This window comes from Achromobacter sp. CF-sbj1-Ac2-l (assembly GCF_052698165.1).
In genome coordinates, this window is the sequence record NZ_CP199855.1 from 2,916,180 (window position 1) to 2,936,140 (window position 19,961).

At 69.6% G+C, this 19,961-nt stretch carries 16 protein-coding genes; 5 read left to right on the forward strand and 11 right to left on the reverse strand.

What is annotated here, in order from left to right; genetic code table 11:
- Positions 1-10: 10 nt before the first annotated feature.
- The 7 genes from asd to ACUDCK_RS13320 all read right to left on the reverse strand — a co-directional run bounded on the left by asd (position 11) and on the right by ACUDCK_RS13320 (position 7,195).
- Positions 11-877, reverse strand: a complete 867-nt coding sequence (gene asd, locus ACUDCK_RS13290; RefSeq protein WP_054502583.1) for an archaetidylserine decarboxylase — start codon at positions 875-877, stop codon at positions 11-13.
- Between the two features lie 171 nt (positions 878-1,048).
- The gene (locus ACUDCK_RS13295) at positions 1,049-1,996 is read right to left on the reverse strand and encodes a cupin domain-containing protein (RefSeq protein ID WP_054502582.1); all 948 of its coding nucleotides are present in this window, start codon (positions 1,994-1,996) and stop codon (positions 1,049-1,051) included.
- A 106-nt stretch (positions 1,997-2,102) separates the two neighbouring features.
- Positions 2,103-3,737 carry an ATP-binding cassette domain-containing protein gene (locus ACUDCK_RS13300; RefSeq protein WP_175167860.1) on the reverse strand — a complete coding sequence of 545 codons (1,635 nt, stop codon included), beginning with the start codon at positions 3,735-3,737 and terminating at the stop codon, positions 2,103-2,105.
- A 239-nt stretch (positions 3,738-3,976) separates the two neighbouring features.
- The gene (locus tag ACUDCK_RS13305; protein WP_175167859.1) at positions 3,977-4,858 is read right to left on the reverse strand and encodes an HpcH/HpaI aldolase/citrate lyase family protein; all 882 of its coding nucleotides are present in this window, start codon (positions 4,856-4,858) and stop codon (positions 3,977-3,979) included.
- A 4-nt stretch (positions 4,859-4,862) separates the two neighbouring features.
- Positions 4,863-5,582, reverse strand: coding sequence for a response regulator transcription factor (locus tag ACUDCK_RS13310; RefSeq protein ID WP_054502579.1), 720 nt, complete (start codon positions 5,580-5,582; stop codon positions 4,863-4,865).
- Positions 5,583-5,963: 381 nt separating this feature from the next.
- Positions 5,964-6,470, reverse strand: coding sequence for a hypothetical protein (locus ACUDCK_RS13315; RefSeq protein WP_054502578.1), 507 nt, complete (start codon positions 6,468-6,470; stop codon positions 5,964-5,966).
- Positions 6,471-6,592: 122 nt separating this feature from the next.
- A complete protein-coding gene (locus ACUDCK_RS13320; RefSeq protein ID WP_054502577.1) occupies positions 6,593-7,195 on the reverse strand; it encodes a GNAT family N-acetyltransferase in 603 nt (200 codons plus the stop codon).
- Between the two features lie 129 nt (positions 7,196-7,324).
- Between ACUDCK_RS13320 and ACUDCK_RS13325 the strand changes: the two genes are divergently transcribed.
- Entirely contained in the window at positions 7,325-8,560 is a 1,236-nt protein-coding gene (locus ACUDCK_RS13325) for an NAD(P)/FAD-dependent oxidoreductase (RefSeq protein ID WP_054502576.1), read from the forward strand.
- Positions 8,561-8,620: 60 nt separating this feature from the next.
- On the opposite strand, the gene ACUDCK_RS13330 is transcribed toward ACUDCK_RS13325, so the two are convergent.
- The gene (locus tag ACUDCK_RS13330) at positions 8,621-9,748 is read right to left on the reverse strand and encodes a 3-deoxy-7-phosphoheptulonate synthase (protein WP_054502575.1); all 1,128 of its coding nucleotides are present in this window, start codon (positions 9,746-9,748) and stop codon (positions 8,621-8,623) included.
- A gap of 274 nt (positions 9,749-10,022) precedes the next feature.
- Between ACUDCK_RS13330 and ACUDCK_RS13335 the strand changes: the two genes are divergently transcribed.
- On the forward strand, positions 10,023-11,246 hold the full coding sequence (locus ACUDCK_RS13335) for an EAL domain-containing response regulator (RefSeq protein ID WP_054502574.1): 1,224 nt from the start codon (positions 10,023-10,025) through the stop codon (positions 11,244-11,246).
- 28 nt (positions 11,247-11,274) lie between these two features.
- Here ACUDCK_RS13335 and ACUDCK_RS13340 read toward each other — a convergent pair whose 3' ends face one another.
- Together ACUDCK_RS13340 and ACUDCK_RS13345 are read right to left on the reverse strand one after the other, a co-directional pair.
- Positions 11,275-12,918 carry a mucoidy inhibitor MuiA family protein gene (locus ACUDCK_RS13340; RefSeq protein ID WP_244976933.1) on the reverse strand — a complete coding sequence of 548 codons (1,644 nt, stop codon included), beginning with the start codon at positions 12,916-12,918 and terminating at the stop codon, positions 11,275-11,277.
- Between the two features lie 141 nt (positions 12,919-13,059).
- The gene (locus tag ACUDCK_RS13345) at positions 13,060-13,968 is read right to left on the reverse strand and encodes a LysR family transcriptional regulator (RefSeq protein WP_064527619.1); all 909 of its coding nucleotides are present in this window, start codon (positions 13,966-13,968) and stop codon (positions 13,060-13,062) included.
- A gap of 106 nt (positions 13,969-14,074) precedes the next feature.
- On the opposite strand from ACUDCK_RS13345, the gene ACUDCK_RS13350 reads away from it, so the two are divergent.
- Positions 14,075-15,358, forward strand: a complete 1,284-nt coding sequence (locus ACUDCK_RS13350; RefSeq protein ID WP_175167858.1) for an MFS transporter — start codon at positions 14,075-14,077, stop codon at positions 15,356-15,358.
- Positions 15,359-15,433: 75 nt separating this feature from the next.
- On the opposite strand, the gene ACUDCK_RS13355 is transcribed toward ACUDCK_RS13350, so the two are convergent.
- Positions 15,434-15,742, reverse strand: coding sequence for a flagellar transcriptional regulator FlhD (locus tag ACUDCK_RS13355; protein ID WP_054502571.1), 309 nt, complete (start codon positions 15,740-15,742; stop codon positions 15,434-15,436).
- A 291-nt stretch (positions 15,743-16,033) separates the two neighbouring features.
- Between ACUDCK_RS13355 and ACUDCK_RS13360 the strand changes: the two genes are divergently transcribed.
- Positions 16,034-16,747 (forward strand): DUF2325 domain-containing protein, encoded by a 714-nt coding sequence (locus ACUDCK_RS13360; RefSeq protein ID WP_445659318.1) that lies wholly within the window; start codon positions 16,034-16,036, stop codon positions 16,745-16,747.
- 128 nt (positions 16,748-16,875) lie between these two features.
- Positions 16,876-19,878: a PAS domain S-box protein gene (locus ACUDCK_RS13365; RefSeq protein WP_175167856.1), complete on the forward strand. Its 3,003-nt coding sequence runs from the start codon at positions 16,876-16,878 to the stop codon at positions 19,876-19,878.
- Positions 19,879-19,961 lie beyond the last annotated feature (83 nt).

Below are 19,961 nucleotides of genomic sequence, written 5' to 3' on the forward strand. Positions count from 1 at the left end.
GAAATAGACCCTAGGCCTGCGGCAGCGCCAGCAGTTCTCCCATGCGGACCGGACCGCGCACCGACGGCGTATCGGCCCAGCGCACCTTGCCCGGGCCGAACAGCACGATGGCGGTCGAGCCCAGCTTGAAGCGGCCCATCTCGGCGCCCTTGGCGAGCTGGATCGGCGCGCGCGCCGCGTCGTCGTAGCGCACGGCCTTGACGCGCCGCTTGTACGGCGTGACCAGGCCGGCCCAGACGGTTTCGATCGAGGCGACGATCATGGCGCCGACCAGCACCAGGGCCATGGGCCCGTGCTCGGTGTCGAAAATGCAGACCACGCGCTCGTTGCGGGCGAACAGGCGCGGCACGTTGCGCGCGGTCAGCGGATTGACCGAGAACAGGCGGCCCGGCACATGGATCATTTCGCGCAATGTGCCGGCCACCGGCATGTGCACGCGGTGGTAGTCCTTGGGCGACAGGTAGATGGTGGCGAACTCGCCGCCCTGGAACGGCGCGGCGCGCTCGCTGTCCCCGCCCAGCAGGTCGGCCAGGCCATAGCTGTGGCCCTTGGCCTGGAAGATGCGGCCATGCTCGATGGCGCCCATCTGGCTGATGGCGCCGTCCGCCGGGCACAGCACGCCGCCGGGCTCATCGTCCAGCGGGCGGGCGTCCGGCTTGAGGGCGCGGGTGAAGAAATCGTTGAAGCAATCGTAGGCCAGCGCGTCTTCCTGCTCGGCTTCGCGCATGTCCACGCCGTACTTGCGCACGAAGCGCGAGATCATCCAGTTCTTGACCGCGGGTTCCCGGCAGTCCGAGGCGTATCCGAAGAAACGCGACACCAGGTGATGCGGCGCGAGGTACTGGCTGGCGAGGAAAAGTTGGTCTTTGATCGGCATCTAGGAGCGCTAAAAAAACGCGTCCCGCGGACAGCGGGACGTGGTTGGAGGTTGTCGCGCCCGGGGGCCGTTGAAGGTGGCGTCGAAGATCGCGCCGGGCGTGCAATTCGCGGGATTGTAACGCGTCCGGCCCGCCAATGGACCATGGCGCGGACAGCTTTCTTGCCACACCTAGGCGCGCGCCCGGGCCGGCGCGCCTTCCGGCGCGGCGCCCTGGCGCCGATACGTGCCCGGGCCGACGCCGAAGTGCTGCTTGAAGGCGCGGGCAAAGGCGGCCTCCGATTGGTAGCCGATGCCTGCGGCGACGCGCGCCACGGATTCCTTCAGCCGCTCCAACTGGCGCGCCGCATGCTCCATGCGGATCGCGGTCAGCAGGCGCAGCGGCGTCAGGCCGCTGGCGCGCACGAACTGGCGGGCGAAGGTCGCGCGCGACAAATGGCAGCGTTGGGCCAGGGTGGCCAGTGTCCACGGTTCGGTGGGGGACCGCAGCATGGATTGCACGGCGGGCGCCAGCCTGGGGTCGGCCATCAGCGCCAGCAGGCCGCGCGTCTGCTGGCCGTCGTGCACCAGCGCGCGCAGCACCAGCGTGAAGAGGGCGGTGGATAGCTGGTTGATGATGGCCGCGCCGCCCAGCCGCGGCTGTCCGGCCTCGGCGCGCATCAGCGCCAGCAGCGCGGCCAGCGCCGTGTTGTCGCCCAGGGTGGCGGCGCGCAGCACCATCGCCTGCGGCAGCGCCATCAGCAGCAGGCTGCCGGCGCGGCCCAGCGTGAATACGCCGCACAGCATTTCCAGGCGCGGACCCGCGCCCTCCTGGGTCAGTTCGGTCAGGACGCCGTTGTGGCGGATGTCGGGCGGCGCGGCGGCGGCCGGCGCGCGCTCGTCGATGCCGCGCAGCAGGTGCGAGGCGCCGTGCGGCAGCAGCAGGATGTCGCCGGCCCGCAGCGCCAGTTCGTCGCGGCCGACGCGGGCCACGCCTTCGCCTTGCAGGATGACGTGGTAAGGCACGTGGCCGGCCGGCGCCTGTGGATGATCGGCGCGCCAGCGGCCGCCGTAGCGGCACAGCAGGTCCACCGTGCCCGCGGGCTCGGCGGTCGACAGGAGCTGGCTGAGACTGTCCATGGGCTCCCTGGGAAGGAGGGCGGGCCGCCCGGCCGGGCCGCCCCGCTGAGGGCCGCCGCGGCGCGGCGGGACATGCTTGCGATTCTATGCCGGTTGGGGCGCGCGGTCAGGCCGCGGCCTTGGCCGACAGCTTGGTCTTGTAGAGCCAGTCCTTGTAGTCGTCCAGGTCGCCGTCGAACGGGCTGAAGCGGCCATCGGCCACGATGATGAACTGATCGGTGGTGGCGCGCAGCAGGTGGCGGTCGTGCGACACCAGCACCAGCGTGCCTTCGAACTGCGCCAGCGCGGTGGTCAGCGCCTCGCGGGTTTCCAGGTCGAGGTGGTTGGTGGGCTCGTCCAGCAGCAGCAGGTTGGGGCGCTGCCACACGATCAGCGCCAGCGCCAGGCGGGCCTTCTCGCCGCCCGAGAACGGCGCAATCGAACTGGTGGCCATGGCGCCGTTGAAATTGAAGCTGCCCAGGAAGTTGCGCAGTTCCTGCTCGCGGACCGTGGGCGCGATCTTGGTCATGTGCCACAACGGCGATTCGTCATGGCGCAGCATCTCGACCTGGTGCTGGGCGAAGTAGCCGATCGACAGGCCCTTGTTGAATTGCGTCTCGCCCGCCAGCGCTTGCAGCTCGCCGGCGATGGTCTTGATGAAGGTCGACTTGCCGGCGCCGTTGATGCCCAGCAGGCCCAGGCGCTGGCCCGCCTGCAGCGAGAAGTCGATGCCCGACACGATGATCTTGTCGCAAGTGACGCCGCTGTCCTCGTCGGTGTTGCGGTAGCCGGCGCTGACCTTGTCCATCGTCAAGAGCGGGTTGGGCGCGCGCAGCGGCTCGCGGAACTCGAACGAGAATTCGGCGGCGGCGCGCAGCGGCGCCACTTCTTCCATGCGCGCCAGCGCCTTGATGCGGCTCTGGGCCTGGCGCGCCTTGCTGGCCTGCGCCTTGAAGCGGTCGATGAACGACTGCAGGTGTGCGCGCTGGCGCATCTGCTTTTCCATCATGCCTTGCGCCAGTTCCAACTGGGCGGCGCGCTGGCGTTCGAACGACGAGTAGTTGCCCGAGTAGCGCTTGAGCTTGCGCTCGTCGATGTGGACGATGACGTTGACCACGCCGTCCAGGAAGTCGCGGTCGTGCGAGATCGCGATGAGCGTGCCCGGATAGCGCTTGAGCCAGTCTTCCAGCCAGATGATGGCGTCCAGATCCAGGTGGTTGGTGGGCTCGTCCAGCAGCAGCAGGTCGGACGGGCACATCAGGGCCTGCGCCAGGTTCAGGCGCATGCGCCAGCCGCCCGAGAAGCTGGTCAGCGGCAACTGCATCTGCGCCTGGGTGAAGCCCAGGCCCGTCAGCAACTGCTCGGCGCGCGAATGCACGGTGTAGGCGTCGGCATCGGCCAGCGCGGCGTAGATGTCGGCCATGCGCAGGCCGTTCTCGGCGCTCTCGGGCTCCGCTTCCAGCGCAGCCAGCTCGGCTTCGAGCTTGCGCAGCGTGACGTCGCCGTCGATGGCGTATTCGATGGCGGGGCGGTCGAGCGCGGGCGTTTCCTGCGCCACGTAGGCCATGCGCCAACTGGCGGGATAGTCCAGGTCGCCCTGGTCCGCATGCAGCGTGCCGCGCAGCAGGCCGAACAGGCTCGACTTGCCGGCGCCGTTGGCGCCGATCAGGCCGATCTTGTCGCCGGGGTTCAGGAGCAGGTCGACCTTGTCGAACAAGGGCTTGACGCCGCGCATGAGTGAAACTTGTTGGAAGCGGATCATGAATCGTGTGGCAGGAGGGAGCCGACCGGGGTGGCGTGAAATAAGCGCGGCAAGGCTCCCGCCACAAAGTGCGGCGCAAAAAGAAGGAACCGTGGAGCGGTCGCGCCGGCGGCGCGACATGCGGGCCGCGCGAAGCGCGGCTGGCGGACGGGGCGGATGCCCATCCGATCGCGGGCGCTATTGTAGCCGGCCGCGCGGACCCGCGCCCGAGGGCGGGTTCAGCCAGTCGTGGCGCGGCCTCAGGCCGGGGCCGAACGCGCGGCGATGGCGTCGGCCAGGGCCAGCAGGCGTTCGGCCTCGCGCGCATGCAGGTTCTCGACCAGCGCGCCGTCCACCACCGCCACCCCCTGGCCGGCGGCCTGGGCCGCGCGCCAGGAATCGAGCCGCTTGCGCGCGCTGGCCAGCTCGGCATCGGTCGGGGCGAAGGCCGCGTTGGCGGCGGCGATCTGCTTCGGGTGGATCAAGGTCTTGCCATCGAAGCCCTGGTCGCGTCCTTGACGGCACGCGGCGGCCAGCCCGGCGTCGTCATCCAGGCCCAGGTGCACGCCGTCCAGCACGGCCAGGCCATGGGCGCGCGCGGCCAGCACCGCCAGCGAGCGCGCCAGCAGCGTCTCGTGGCGCTCGGGCGTGTGGCGGGCGTGCAGGTCCTTGACCAGGTCGGACGTGCCCACCACGATGGCCGCGAGCCGCGCGTGGCCGCCGGCGATGGCGTCCAGCCGCAGGAAACCGAGCGGCGTCTCGGCCATCGCCCACAGCGGCAGCGCGGCGGGCGCGCCGGCCGCGTCCAGCGCCTGCGCCAGGGCTTCCAGTTCGGCCGCCGATTGCACCTTGGGCAGCAGCACCGCATCGGCGCCGGCCTGCGCGATGGCGCGCACGTCGTCCAGGCCCCATGGCGTATCGAGCGCATTGACGCGCACCACGCATTCGCGCCGGCCATAGCCGCCGGCGCGCAGGGCCGCGGCAACCTGCTGTCGCGCCAGCGCCTTGGCGTCGGGCGCGACCGCGTCTTCCAGGTCCAGGATCAGCGTGTCGGCGTCGAGGCTGCGGGCCTTGTCCAGCGCGCGCGCATTGGCGCCCGGCATGTAGAGGACGGAACGGCGGGGACGGGCGGCGAGGGACATGGATTCAACTCTTGGGATTGCTGATGACCTGCACGGGCATGGTGCAGACGTAGCCGACGCCATACACCGTGCGGATGCCCATGTCGCCGCCGGCCTGCGCGCGCAGCTTGCGGCGCAGGCGGTGCATGTGGGCGTCGAGCCGATGGGTGTCGTAGGCTTCGGCGCTGGCGCCGAGCGCCTCGACCAGCCGGCCGCGCGACAGCGGCAGCGGCGCGGCCTGGATCAGCGCGCCGATCAGGCGGCTCTCGGTATCGGTGATGTCGACGTGGACGCGCTTGGGCGAGACCAGCATGCGGCGCGCCGGATCGAAGCGCCAGATCTCGGCGCTGGGCGCTTCGGGGCCGGCCGCGGGCACCACCCTCAGCCGGCGCGACAGCGACACCAGCGTGGCGCCCAGTTCGGCCAGGTTGACGGGCTTGGTCAGGTAATGATCGGCGCCCAGGCTCAGGCCGGACACCTTGTCTTCGCTCAACAGGCGACCAGTGAGCATGATGATGCCCATCGAGGGATAGGTGGTGCGCAGGTGGGACACGCGCGCCAGTCCGTCGCCATCGGGCAGCATCGCGTCCAGCACCAGGATGCCGGGCGTCACGCTCAGCAGCAGTTGGTCGAGTTCGGACAGCGACCCCGCGGTGAGGATGGCTTCGCCCAGGCCGAGGTCGTGGATGAATTCGGCGATGCTGTCGCGCCAGTCCCCGTGATCGTCGACGATGATGATGGTCACGGCGCCGGACGAGCTAGCGGTTGTGCGCGAGGCGCTCCAAGGGCAAACACGCTTTCCGCTCCTTTCATGCTACGGCTTCTTATTGGTGTGGAGGACTCCGCCTGGCGCAGGCCGGATACGGCGCCATCGGTGTGATCCCCTCGAGGCGCTTTCGCGGAGAATATCATTATCGCCGCTGCGGCGGCGCGGCATATTGCGGCGCAGCGAATGCCGTCGCAGGGCGCCTCGAACCGCGCCGATACCGGTGGTCAAAAAATGACCAGCCCCGGTAGCGGCGTCGTAACGGCCAGCAGTCGTGCGCCCGTGAGTTTTTTATCCACAGAAACTGTGGATAAAAAATTCGCCCGGCATCGATTCAGCGATTGCGCCGTGCCGCGCGGGTCATTGCGGCGGCGCGGCCGGGTCCGTCAGGTATTCCACGGGCACGCCCTGCGGCACCCGGCGGACGCGATCGCGTTCGATGCGGGGCGGGGCGAAGCGCGTCTTGCGGGCCGCGGCGTTCTGCAGCAGCACCGACAGCACCGCGCCCTTGTCCTGGATCCATTGGGTCTTGCCGCGCAGCAGCTTCATTGCGTTCTCGGCGGTTCCCAACTTGTAGGACATCGAGTTGATCTGGACCGATGTCTTGCCGTTGAATGCGGACTCGTCCTGTTCGGTGAGCGCCGCGGCGTCGAGATTGCTGCTTTCGTGGTCGATGCGGTAGATGAATTTGAGGCCGCTGAACGGGTCCTGCACCACGACGAGCTTGTCCGAACCCGAGACGTCCGACAGCATGCCGATGACCAATGATTCAACCAACTGGTTGCCCCGTTGCTCTTCGGTGTAGATGAAGATGGTGCGCTGGTTGTGCCCGAGCGGCGAGGGCGGGGCGAGGGGAGAACGATCCATACCTGACTTGAAAGAGGCGGGGGCGGGTGGAAACTTGCCCCGCGGTACTGCGTTAACGGCGTCGCGTCCGGTGAACTTGAGCGCCGGCCCTGATGCAAACAAAGAGCAAGGTCCCGTCCGGGCTACGGCGCGCGCCGCAGGCGCGCCAGCAGGCGCGCTTTGGCGGCGGGCCAATCCTCGTCGAGGATGGCAAAGTAGACCATGTCGCGGGTGCGTCCGGACTGCGCGATGAGGTGCTTGCGGAAGACTCCTTCCTCGACGCCGCCGATACGGAGAATGGCCTGCCGGGATTGCAGGTTGGTCACTTCCGTCTTGAACACGACCCGCATGATACCAATTGTTTCAAAGGCGTGCTGCAATAAAAGGTACTTGGCTTCAGTGTTGGCGCCGCTGCGCTGGCTGGCGGGGGTGAGCCAGGTGGCGCCGATCTCCAGGCGCCTGTGCGGCAGGGCGATATCCATATAACGGGTGGTGCCGATGACCCGGCCGTCTTCGCGGCGCACGATGGCGAACGGCAGGCAGGCGCCGGCGGCCTGGCCGTCCAGCGCGCGCTCGACGTAGCGGCGCATGTCGTCGGCGGATTCGACCGGTTCGGGCTGCAGCCGCCACAGTTCCGGGTGCAGCCCAACCTCGGCCAGCGCGGCGGCGTGTGCCAGGGTCAGGGGCTCGAGCCGGACGATCTCGCCTTCCAGGGTGACGGGCGGCAGGCGGGCGGGGGAAGACATGACGGGAGACTCCGCGGACGCGTCGCGGTCGGGCGCCCGCCGTCATGGCGGCGTCCCGGACGCCCAGCGATTCTACGCCCGCCCTCGGCGGCTTGCCGAACCCCCGCGCCCGGGCGCAGAATGCGGCGCATGAAAACTGACGTGGTTGTCCTGGGCGCGGGCATCATCGGGGTGAGCACCGCGCTGCACCTGCAGGCGCGCGGCCGCTCGGTGGTCCTGCTGGACCGGCGCGGTCCCGGCGAGGAAACCAGCTATGGCAACGCCGGGCTGATCGAACGCGCCAGCGTCATTCCCTACGCCTTTCCGCGCGACTGGCGCAGCCTGCTGCGCTATGCCGGCAACCGCACCCCCGACGTGCGCTACCACGCGCGTTTCCTGCCGCGCATCGCGCCCTGGCTGCTGCGCTACTGGTGGCATTCGGCGCCGTCGCGGCTGGCGCGCGCCGCGGCCGCGATGCTGCCGCTGATCGAGCGCAGCGTGGCCGAACACGACGCGCTCAAGGACGCCGCCGGCATCGGCGCGCTGTTTCGCCGCAATGGCTGGATCGATGGCATGCGCAGCCAGCAAAGCCTGGACCGCGCGGCGGCCGAGGCCGCCGCGCTGGCCGAGTACGGACTGGACTACCAGTTGCTGGACCGCCAGGCCCTGTCGGCGCTGGAGCCGTCGTTGTCGCCGCGCATGGTGGGCGCGATCCACTGGCGCGACCCGGTCAATGTGTCGGACCCGGGCGCGGTGGCGCGCGGCTACGCGGCGCTGTTCCAGCGGCGTGGCGGCTCGCTGGCGCGTGGCGATGCGCGCAGTCTCGAGGCGGTGCCTGGCGGCTGGCGCGTGCGCGGCGTGACGGGGCCCGTCCAGGCGCGCGAGGCGGTGGTGGCGCTGGGGCCGTGGTCGCCCGACGTGCTGCGGCCGCTGGGGTATCGCGTGCCCATGGCGGTCAAGCGCGGTTATCACCAGCATTTCGCGTTGGAAGGCGGGGCCTCGCTGGCGCATCCGGTGGCCGATATCGACAGCGGGTTCGTGATGTCGCCCATGACGCTGGGCCTGCGCCTGACCACGGGCGCCGAATTCGCGCCGCGCGACGCGCCGCCGTCGCCGGTGCAGGTGACCCGCACGCGGGCGCTCGCAGCGCAGTTGTTGCCATTAGGCGAGGCGGTGGAGAAAACGCCCTGGATGGGCTGCCGGCCGTGCATGCCGGACATGCGCCCGGTGATCGGCGCGGCGCCGCGCCACGCGGGCCTGTGGCTGGCCTTCGGCCATGCGCATCACGGCTTCACACTTGGGCCGGTGACCGGCAAGCTGCTGGCCTGCCTGATGACGGGACAGGCGCCGGACATGGATCCGGCGCCGTATGCGTTGAATCGCTAGCGCATTTTGCGGGGCAATCCCGGCCGTCCGGCGCGATGCCGCGCGCACCGGCGCGGGTTGTCAGGCGCGGGCCTTGGCGCGGCGCTGGCGCACCGCGTCGGCCAGCAGGTCCAGCACCGGCAGCGTCTGGGTCCAGCCCAGGCAGGCGTCGGTGATCGACACGCCATGACGCAGCGGCTGGCCGGGCTTGAGGTCCTGGCGGCCTTCCTCGAGATGGCTCTCGATCATCACGCCGGTGATGCGCGTGTCGCCCTGGGACAATTGGGCGGCGATGTCGCGCGCCACGTCGACCTGGCGCAGGTGCGATTTGTTGGAGTTGGCGTGCGAGCAGTCGATCATGACCTGCTCGCGCTGGCCGGCGGCGCGCAGCACCGCGCAACAGGCGTCGACGCTGGCGGCGTCGTAGTTGGGGCCTTGCTTGCCGCCGCGCAGGATCACATGGGTGTCGGCATTGCCGCGGGTTTCGAAGATGGCCGCCATGCCCATCTTGGTCATGCCCATGAAGGCGTGCCTGGCGCTGGCGGCGACGATGGCGTCGGCCGCGATCTGCACGCCGCCGTCGGTGCCGTTCTTGAACCCGAGCGGGCAGCTCAGGCCGGAGCTCAGTTGGCGGTGGCTGGGGCTTTCGGTGGTGCGCGCGCCGATGGCGCCCCAGGCGATCAGGTCGGCGATGTACTGCGGGCTGAGCAGATCGAGGAATTCGGTGGCGATCGGCAGGCCCAGGCCGCTGATGTCCAGCAGCAGTTCGCGGGCGCGGCGCAGGCCTTCATTGATGCGGAAGCTGCCGTCCAGGCGCGGGTCGTTGATGTAGCCCTTCCAGCCGACGGTGGTGCGCGGCTTCTCGAAATAGACACGCATCACGATCAGCAGGTCGTCACGGTACTGGTCGGCGGCGGCGCGCAGTTGGCGCGCGTATTCCATCGCCTGGCCGTGGTCGTGGATCGAGCAGGGGCCGACCACCAGCACCAGGCGGTCGTCGCGGCCGTGCAGCACGTCGGCGATGCGGGCGCGGCTGTCCTCGACCAGCGTCTGGATCTCGGCCGACACCGGCAGCTCGTCCTGCAGCAGCGCGGGCGAAATCAGCGGACGCACCGCGCTGATGCGGGTGTCGTCCGTGCGGGTGTTGTCCTGGGTGGCGTCGGCCGTGCCGACCTCGCGGTCGTGCAGGGGATCGTCAATGCGGGTCAAGGGAAGCTCCGTGCCGTAGATGCGGAAAAGACCATCATTATCGCACCGGCCGGCGTCGTCCGTCCGGGCTATGTCCCCGTGCGCCCTAGGACGATCGATGGCGACCGGGCGGCGAATGGGCCTAGGGCGTGTTCGGTGGCGCTACAGTCGGGGCAGATGCCTTAGCATTGACGCAACCGCCTTAGCGATGACGCCATGCGTTCCCGCGACCGCGCCCCAGGCCGAGCGCCCCGCGCCCGGCTCACCGCCTGCCGCACGCCCGAGGACATGACCGATGCCCAAACTCCACGCCGGCGCCTCTCGACGGATCCTCCTGGTGGAAGACCACCCGGTGGAGCGGGCGTATCTGCAGAACATGCTGCTGGCCCTGGGATACCGGCGGGTGGCCGGCGTGGGCAGCAGCGCCGAGGCCATCGCCGCCCTGGCGCGCCAGGCCTACGACGTGGTCATCAGCGACATCGTCATGGGCGAGGGCGACGGCACGCGCCTGCCCAACGAACTGCGCCAACTGGTCGACGGGGGGCGGCTCAAGAGCATGCCGCCGATCGTCTGGATCAGCAGCCTGTCCGACGAGCTGCTGCAATCGCATGTGCGGCTGGCGCTGCAGGCCGGCTGCCCGTCGTCGCAGGCGCTGGCCAAGCCGGTGACGCGCACCGCCATGCAGCATGCGATCAAGACGGCGCTGCACAGCCTGGACGATGACACGGCCTCGCCGCGCCGCACCGCGGTGCGGCGCGAGGTGATCGAGGCGGAACTGGGGCGCGCGCTCAGTTCCGGCGACGGCATGAGCGTGGTGCTTCAGCCCCAGGTGGACCTGGGCACGGGACGCACGGTGGCGGCCGAGGCGCTGTCGCGCTGGGACCATCCGACGCTGGGCGTCATTCCGGCGGTGGATTTCGTGCCGGCGGCGCACCGTCTGGGGCTGGACCAGACCTTGTTCAACCGTGTCGCCGACTGCGTGGTCGAGGTGCTGGCCGAGATGCACGCGGAGGGCATCGCGGTGCCGATCGCGATCAACGCCTCGGCCTCGACGCTGTGCGCGCCCGGGCTGCCGGACAGCCTGGAGCAGCGGGTGACCCGGGCCGGGCTGCCGGCGCGGCTGGTCAAGGTCGAACTGACGGAAGACGAGCCGGTCACCGACTGGCTGGCGCTGTCGTCGGCCCTGAACCTGCTGCGGGTGCGCGGCTTCGAGCTGGCGATGGACGATTTCGGCGCGGGCATCGCGTCGATGCGGCTGTTCTCGGCCATGCCGTTCACAGAACTGAAGATCGACCGCGACTTCATCGTCCACATGCACCGCGAACCGGCCTCGCGCGCGGTGGTGGCGGCGGCCATCGAGATGGGGCGGGTGCTGGGGCGGCGGGTGGTGGCCGAAGGGGTCGAGCAGGAGCGCGACATTCTGCTGCTGCGCGAGTTGGGGTGCACGCTGGCGCAGGGCTATGGCATTTCGATGCCGCTGGCCCCCGCCGATTTCATCGCGTTCTGCCGCCGGCAATGAGGCCGGCCGGCGGCGTCGCCATCGCCGCTCAGATACCGGCGACGTCGATGTCGCCCGGGTAGTCGACCGAGAACTTGAGCACCGCGTCGCGCGACTTGCCGGGCTCCATCTCCCAGTTCCAAACCAGCACGCCGTCGTCTTCGCGCTTGATGTCGCGCTCGGACGGCGACAGCAGCTTGACCTCGATCTTCTCGTTGCGCGAGATCGGCAACCGGTCCTTGAAGCTCACCTGTTCCTTGGTGGCCTTGTTGTTCTTGACCGTGATCTTGTACTCGTAAGTCACGCGCTTGCCATTGCCCGAGAACCCGGTGCTTTCGGTGTAGCGGTTGACCAGTTGGCGCTTGATCGAAATGCCGTCGTCGGCGCCCAGCGCCAGCTCGACCTTTTCGCCGGGCATCACCGATTTCATGGACGAGGCGGCCACGAAGGCGTCATCCAGGAAAGTATTGAGCGTGCCGGCCAGGAACGGGTATTCGGTGTTGTTGTTGGCCAGCGCCGTCAGGAAGGCGGCTTCGCGCAGCGCCGGGGTCGACTGGTATTGCAGCGTGGCCGGCAGCTTGGCGGTGGTGATGGCGACACGCTGCGTGCTGTTGTCGGACGGCAGCGTGGCGGGCGTGCGGATCTGGAACGAGGCGCTGGTGGCCTCGGACTGGACCGCGGCGGTCGCGACCGTGGCCTCTTCCAGGGCGGGCGCCATGTCGCCGGCGGCCATCTCGGCGGAGGCCGACTTGGCGCTCTGGCGTGCCCGCGGCTCGGGACGCATGACCGGCGCCGCGGCCACCGGGGCCGGCATCGGCGGAGGCGGCGCCGCCACATCGATGATCCATGGATCCAGCTTGGGCGCGCCGCCGCCCAGCGCCGGGCGGGCGGTGGACAGGGTCAGCTTGACGTTGTTCCAGTCTTCGCCGGTGTTCTGGCGGATCACGCCGAAGTAGCCGAGATCGACGCTGCGGTCGGCCGGACGCAGGCGCGCATCGTACGACGGGGTCCAGCGCGCGCCGGCCACGGCGTAGGAGACGTTCAGGTCGAGCTTGCCGGCGCGGGCCAGGTTGACGCGCAGCGTGACGGTCTTGGTGCGGCGGTTAAGCTGGCCCTGCAACTGGCCCAGTTCGCCCTGCGCGGCGGACAGTTGGCGCTCGAGCTCCTCGCGCTGTTCGGCCACGCGGCGCAGGCCGGCGAGCGTGCGGCTGAGGGTGTCGGCGCTGAGGGCCTGGATCGCCTTGAGCTCATCGAGCGTCGGCCGCGGGCCATCCTTGGCCGGCTCGGTGGCGCCGCGCTGCATCATCGCCACCAGCTCGCGCTGGTTGTCCAGCACCGACGCTTCGTCGTCCAGCGCGGCCTGCTGGCCCTGCAGCTTGCGGATCTGGTCTTCCAACTGCTTGACGCGCTCGTTGGCGGTGTCGGCCTGGAAGGCATCGCGCACGCGCACATCCAGCAGGGTGGCCTGGCCGCTGCTCTTGGCCGAGACCTGCAGCGAATTCTCCTGCAGGCTGGCGGGCAGCTTTTCCAGGACCAGTTCGTGTTCGCCGGCGGGCAGGTCGCTGCTGGCGGCGCGGGTGACGACGGCGCGGTCCTGGTAGACCGTGACCGCGCCGATGGAGGAGGCCAGCCCGGCCGCCGCGGCCAGACCGGGGAGGGTGGCGATGGCCACCGCCAGAAGAGTACGTTGCACGTGTGCACCTATAGGCAGGTTGGGCCGGCCGGCCTTCCGGTGAACGGGGCCGCAGCGGCGATAGCGCGACAATTTACAGGGCGCGGCGGTGCACGGGTTTACAGAAGATGACAAAAGCGACAGGGCGATACCGCCCTGTTTTCATGCGGGTGCGGACGGCTCGGGGTGCGCCAGCCGTCGCAGCATCTCGACCGCGTTGCGGGCGGCGACGGAGCGGTCGTGGCGGCGGTAGGCCATGTCCAGCAGGGCGTGCGGCGCGTCGCCCTTGATCGGCCGGTACTCGATGCCCTGGGCGCCCATGTGGCGCATGGCGGCGGGCACGATGGCGATGCCGACGCCGGCCGCCACCAGGCTGACGATCGAGGCCATCTGCGGCGCCTCCTGGATGACGCGCGGCGTAAAGCCGGCGCGCAGGCAGGCGTTCTGGATCGCGTCGTACAGGCCGGCGCCGATGGGGCGGGGATAGAGCACGAAATCCTGGTCGGCCAGCGCGGCGATCGGCACGCTGCGCTTGCGGCTGAGCGGATGGTCGGGCGGCAGGGCGATCAGCATGGGTTCGTCCAGCACGCGTTCGGCCTCGAATTCCGGATCCAGCACGTACGGCGGCCGCACGAAGGCCACGTCCACGGCATTTTCGCGCAGGCCGCGCAGCAGGCTGACGGTATTGCTTTCGGTGAGGCTGATGCGCACGTCCGGATAGCGGTCGCGGAAAGCGCGGATGGCGCGCGGCAGATACGGGTGGAACACGGCCGAGGCGGTGAAGCCCACGGTGATGGCGCCGTGCTCGCCGCGCCCCAGTCGGCGCGCGGTGTCGATGGCGCGGTCGGCGCTGGCCAGGATGGCGCGGGCGTCCTCCAGGAACTGCGCGCCGGCCTCGGTCAGCTCGACCCCGCGCGGCAGGCGCAGGAACAGCGCCGTGCCGATCTCGCGCTCGAGCTGCTGGATCTGCTGGCTCAGCGGCGGCTGGCCGATGCCCAGCCGGGCGGCGGCGCGGGTGAAGTGCAGTTCTTCCGCGACCACGGTGAAATAGCGCAGATGTCTCAGTTCCATCGTTTTAAAATATAGCGAGTGCCGGTTTCATATATTGGACATATGCAGGGGAAAAGTCTACCTTGATCGCACGGGTCCATTGCCCGATGTTTTCGAGATTTGCGAGATGTCCACCGCCCCAGTCGTTCCTCCGCCTTCCCCCGCCGCGCCCCAGGCCGATTACCTCGCGCGCGGCACGCCGGCCTTGCGGCGCGCCCAGTGGGCGCTGTTCGCGGCGGGCTTTTCCACCTTTTCGCTGCTGTATTGCGTGCAGCCGCTGATGCCGCTGTTCACGCAGGCCTTCGGCGTCTCGCCGGCCCAGAGCAGCCTGGTGCTGTCGCTCTGTACCGGCCTGCTGGCCGTGGCGATCTTCCTGGTGGGGCTGTTTTCGCAGGCGCTGCCGCGCAAGCGCATCATGGCGTTGTCGCTGTTCGCCTCGGCCGTGCTGGGCACGGCGGCGGCGGTGGCGCCCGACTGGCACAGCCTGCTGGCGCTGCGCGCGTTGCAGGGCGTGGCGATGGGCGGGGTGCCAGCGGTGGCCATGGCCTACCTGGCCGAAGAGGTCGAACCCGACACGCTCGGTTTCGTCATGGGGTTGTACATCAGCGGCAGCGCCTTCGGCGGCCTGTCCGGGCGCGTGATCACGGGCCTGGTGTCCGACCATTTCGGCTGGCGCGCGGCGCTGGGCACGCTGGGCCTGCTGGGCATCGTCGCGGCGCTGCTGTTCATCTGGCTGCTGCCGGCCTCGCGCCGTTTCACGCCGCAGCGCTCGCGCGGCTGGGCCGGCGTGGCCGGCGACGTGCGCGACGGCATCGGGGCGCACCTGCGCAACGGTCCGCTGTGCGGGTTGTTCGCCATGGGCGGGCTGTTGATGGGCGCCTTCGTCACCGTCTACAACTACGTCGGCTTCCGCCTGGTGGCGCCGCCGTTCTCGCTGAGCCAGACCTTCATTGGCTTCATCTTCGTGGTGTACCTGGTCGGCATCTTCGCGTCGACCTATTTCGGCCGCCTGGCCGACCGCCATGGTCGCGGCGCGATGCTGGCGGCGGCCACGGGCATCGCGCTGGCGGGGCTGCTGCTGACCTTGTCGGACGCCTTGGCGGTGCTGATCGCCGGCATCGTGGTCTTCACCTTCGGCTTCTTCGCGGCGCACGCGGTGGCCAGCGGCTGGGTCGGCCAGATGTCGCGGGGCTACAAGGCGCTGGCGGCCGCGCTGTACCTGCTGGTGTACTACGTCGGGTCCAGTGTGCTGGGCTCGCTGGGCGGCCACTTCTGGACCGATGGCGGCTGGCCTGGCGTGGCGGCCATGGCCGGCAGCCTGTTGACGGTGGCGCTGGCCATCAGCGCGGCGCTTTACTGGCGCACGGCCCGCGTGCCGTCGGCTGCGGCGGTGGAGCGGGGCGCGTCGTGAGCCTGTTTGAGGGGAGCAAGCGGCGGCCGCGGGCCGCCGCGCGCGCCCGGCCATCGGGCTTTCCGGTGGCGCCGACTAGGCGAGGGTGCGGACCGGGGGCGCCTCGGCCTGGGGCTCGGCGGCCAGGGTGGCCTCCATGCCCTGGCTGAGCGTCGCCAGCAGCAGGTGCGGCGGCAGGTTCAACTGCGCCAGCACCACGCTGCTCTTGGCCAGCCGGGCCACGTCCTCGTGCCGCAGGCCCGCCAGCCACTGACAGGCGCGTTCCGATATCTGCATGCCCGCCAGGGCCGGCAGGTTGCCGGCGCGGGCCATCCGCTGCAACAGCAGCAGATACATCAGATTGGTTTCGTGGATATCGCGCAGAAGCTCGGTTGATCGCGGCATCGGGTGCCCCTCACTTCATTGAATCCGCGGCCCGGCGGGTGCTCGGGCCAGGACAGGCAAGGCGCGAGGCGTCCTGTATGGGCGTCTAGTCAAGCCCGCGAAGGCTTGCGTGCCGATATGGTTTGTCGATCATATTTAAGCGATCAGGGGCCGTCAGTAATGGATTTCCCTGTACTCGGAATTGACATATCCTCATTCATTGAAACGGACTCATTCTCATTTATAATGCCCTGCACGTTGGCCGGCGCATGATCCGCGTCCGCCTGTAGCCCGTCACCCGAGAGGCCCACGATGACCCTAGCATTCCAGGAGCCCAATTCGCTGCAGCGCGAGCACGCGGCGCTGCTCGCCGCCTATGGGCAGGCGCAGGGCCGCTGCAGCCGCCTGCTCAGCGCCCAGGCGCAGCGCATCCAGCACCTCGAAGGGGAGGTCCTCAAGCTGCGGGCCGCGGTGATCCAGCGCGACACCGCGCTGGCCTGGGCGCGTGAAGACCGCGCGGCATTCGAAGGCGCGGTTCCGGGGCTGCCCAGGCGGGTGGCGCTGGCCAGGCGCGTCACGCAACTGATGGAACGGGTGCAGAGCCGGATGCGCGAGCGCCTGGCTTGGCAGGATCGGTCCGCCGCGGCGCGCGCGCATTCGCTTGACGCCGCCACCGGACCCGCCGTGGCGCCCGCGGTGATCGCCGCGACGGCGCTGCGCGAGAAATCCGTGCTGTGCGTCGGCGAGGACGCCATGGCCCTGATGCTGACGCGCAAAGTAGTGGAAATGGCCGGTGGCCGCTACCTGGGCCACTGCGGCGCGGAAGGCGCCGACGGCGATACGTTGGAAGCCAGCCTGGTCGCCGCCGACCTGGTGATCTGCCAGACCGGCTGCGTCAGCCACGGCGCCTATTGGCGCGTCAAGGACCACTGCACCCGCACCGGCAAGCAGTGCGTGCTGGTGGACAAACCCGAGGCGTTGACGGCGCTGGGGCTGGCACGCGAAAGCGTCGACATGCCGCGCTGAAGGCGGCCAGGCGGTCAATCGGCGATGTCTCGCCGCGGGCCGCCGGCAAGATGTAATGCCGAGTTACCGAGGGTTGCGGCTGCCGCGCCGCGCCCGCAATACAGTCTGGGAAGCCTGCAGGAGATTCCATGCTGACCCAGCGAGACCATGTGCCCCACCCCTGGACCAATACCCTCGCGCGTCTCGAAGACGAGCGCGTGATGTTGCAGCGCATCGCCGCCGGCGTGCCGCTGGCCGAGGTGCTTGGCCATATGCTGCACGCCATCGAGGCCCAATCCAGCGTCGAACTGCGCGCCTCGATCGCGCTGGTCGATGACAGCGGCAAGATCCTGCGGCACGGCGCCGCGCCGAGCCTGCCGCACGAGTTCAACAGCGCTGTCGACCGTGCGCCGATCGGGCCGGACATGGCCTCCTGGGGCAGGGCCGCGGATTCCGGCAGCCCCGTCTACGTCGAGGACATCGCCAGCCATCCGGCATGGGCGTCATGGCGCGACCTGGCGCTGTCGCACGGCCTGCGGGCCTGTTGGTCGACGCCGATCAAGGCCCCCGATGGACGCCTGCTGGGCGTGTTCTCGAATTACTACGGCTCGCCGCGCACGCCGTCGGCCGACGATATCGACGCCATCGCGGTGGTCACGCGCAGTGCCGCGCTGGCGATCGAACGCCACCTGACCGAAGTCGCGCTGCGCCGCAGCGGCGAACGCTGGCGCGCCATGTTCGAGGGCATGCAGGAAGCCTTCTTCCTGAGCGAAGCGCTGCGTGACGCGCAGGGCCGCATCGTCGACTTCCGCTTCATCGAGGTCAATCCCGCGTTCGAGCGGCAAAGCGGCATGAAGGAGGGCGATACGCTGGGCCATACCCTGCGCGAGATGATTCCCGGGGTGCCGGACCAGATCCTTGACACGTTCGCGCAGGTAGTCGAAACCGGCGAACCGGCGCAGTTCGAATTCGCGGTGCCGTCGCCGCAGCCGGCCTGGTACGAGGCCCGCGCGCGGCGCGAGGGCGACAACCAGATGATGGCGCTGTTCCTGGACGTCACCGCGCGCAAGACCGCCGAGGCGGAATTGTGGGAAGGGCAGCATCGCAAGCATTTCGTGCTGGCGCTGGGCGACCGCATGCGCGAACAGCAGCACCAGGCGGCGATCGAGCAGTTGGCCTGCGAGAGCCTCGGCCAGCATCTGGCGCTGGGCCTGGTGGCGCTGGTGGACGGAGCGGGCGAGGGCGCCGAGCCCCAGGTGTCGACCTGTTGGCGGCCGCGGCCGGGACGCGACGGTTGCGCGGACCTGGACCTGACGTTCGACTCTGCCTTCGTCGAGGCCGTGCGCGGCGGCCGCACGGCTTTCCTGGAGCCGTTGCTGGCCCAGCCCAACGGCGACATCATGCCGTCCGCCATCGTGGTGCCGACGGCCCGTTGGGGGCGGCCCGGCGGCGCGCTGGTGGTGCGGCCGACGGCCGGCACCCGGCTCAAGCGCGGCGACGTGACCTGCATCGAGGACGTGGCCGAACGCCTGTGCACCGCGGTCGAGCGTTCGCAGTATTCGCGCACGCTGGAGCAGCGCGTCGAGAGCGCCATTGCGGAACGCGACCGCATCTGGCGCCTGTCGCCCGAGCTGCTGGCGGTGGTCGACGGGCAGGGGCGCTTCGCCAGCGTCAACCCCGCGGTGCGGCCGATCCTGGGCTGGACCCCGGAACAGTTCCTGGCGATGGGGCTGCGCGACCTGATCCATCCCGACGACTACGAAACGACGCGTGAAGCGCTGACCCACGCGCGTCGCCCGGAGATGGCCCAGGGCGTGCGGCACCTGGAAAACCGCATGCGCAAGCGGGACGGCGGCTATGCCTGGATCACCTGGAGCATGTCGTGGGCGCAGGACAGCCTCTATATGGCCGGCCGCGACGATACGGACCTGAAGTCCCAGGCCGAGACGTTGCTGGCGACCGAGCACGCGCTGCGCCAGGCGCAGAAGATGGAGGCGGTGGGGCGCCTCACGGGCGGCATCGCCCATGATTTCAACAACATGCTGCAAGGGATCACCGGCGCGCTCTACCTGATCCAGCGCAAGCTGGCGAGCGGCGTGCCGGAACAGGCCGGGCGTTTCGTGACCGTGGCGATGGACTCGGCCAACCGCGCCGCGCACCTGACACAGCGGCTGCTGACGTTCTCGCGGCGCCAGCCGATCGATCCGCAGCCGTTCAGCGTGGCCACGACGTTGCAATCGATGGTCGATCTGTTCCGCCGCTATACCGGCGAGGGCGTCTCACTGATCTTCAACGTGGACCAGGACCTGTGGCCGGTGCGCTGCGACCGCAACCAGTTCGAGAACGCGCTGCTCAATCTGGTGATCAACGCCCGCGATGCCATGCCGGAAGGCGGGCCGTTGACGGTGTCGGCGAGGAATATCCATCTGGACCCGGCATTCCTGCGGCCCTATCCCGGCGTGCCGGCGGGCGATTTCGTCGAGGTGCAGGTCATGGACGTGGGCTGTGGCATGACGCCGGACGTGCTGGCGCATGCCTTCGATCCGTTCTTCACCACCAAGCCGCAGGGGGAAGGCACGGGCCTGGGCCTGTCCATGATCTACGGGTTCGCCAAGCAGGCGGGCGGGGTCGTGACGCTGGAAAGCCACGTGGGGACCGGGACGTCGGTCCGGATTTTCCTGCCCCGCCATCAGGGCAGCGCCGCGGATGCCGTGGCGCCGCCGGCTTTGGCGCGCGCGCCCGGCGGTCGGTCGCACCAGGCGATCATCGTGCTGGTGGAAGACGACGCGAACGTGCGCGATATGGTCAGCGAATGCCTGGGCGAACAGGGCATACGGGTGCTGACCGCCAACGACGGCGACGCCGGACTGGAGCAAGTGCGGGCCACGGCTCATATCGATCTGCTGGTGACCGATGTCGGCTTGCCGGGATTGAACGGGCGCCAACTGGCCGACGCGGCGCGCGCCGTGCATCCCGGGCTCAAGGTCCTGCTGATGACCGGATATGCGGAAAGCGCCGCGCGTGGCTCCGGGTTCCTGGAGGTCGGCATGGAGCTGATTGTGAAGCCTTTCGCGCTGGATGCGCTGACCGCGCGCGTCCAGCGCATGCTTGAATCGACGTATGCCCGCGGGACGGGAGAGGGAGACGAATGAGGGAGTGCGGGTGTCAGGTTTGCACTGGACGGTAAAAAGTGCCGGTCGCGATGCGGGCCCGCCCTGGCGCATCATCCCGGGCA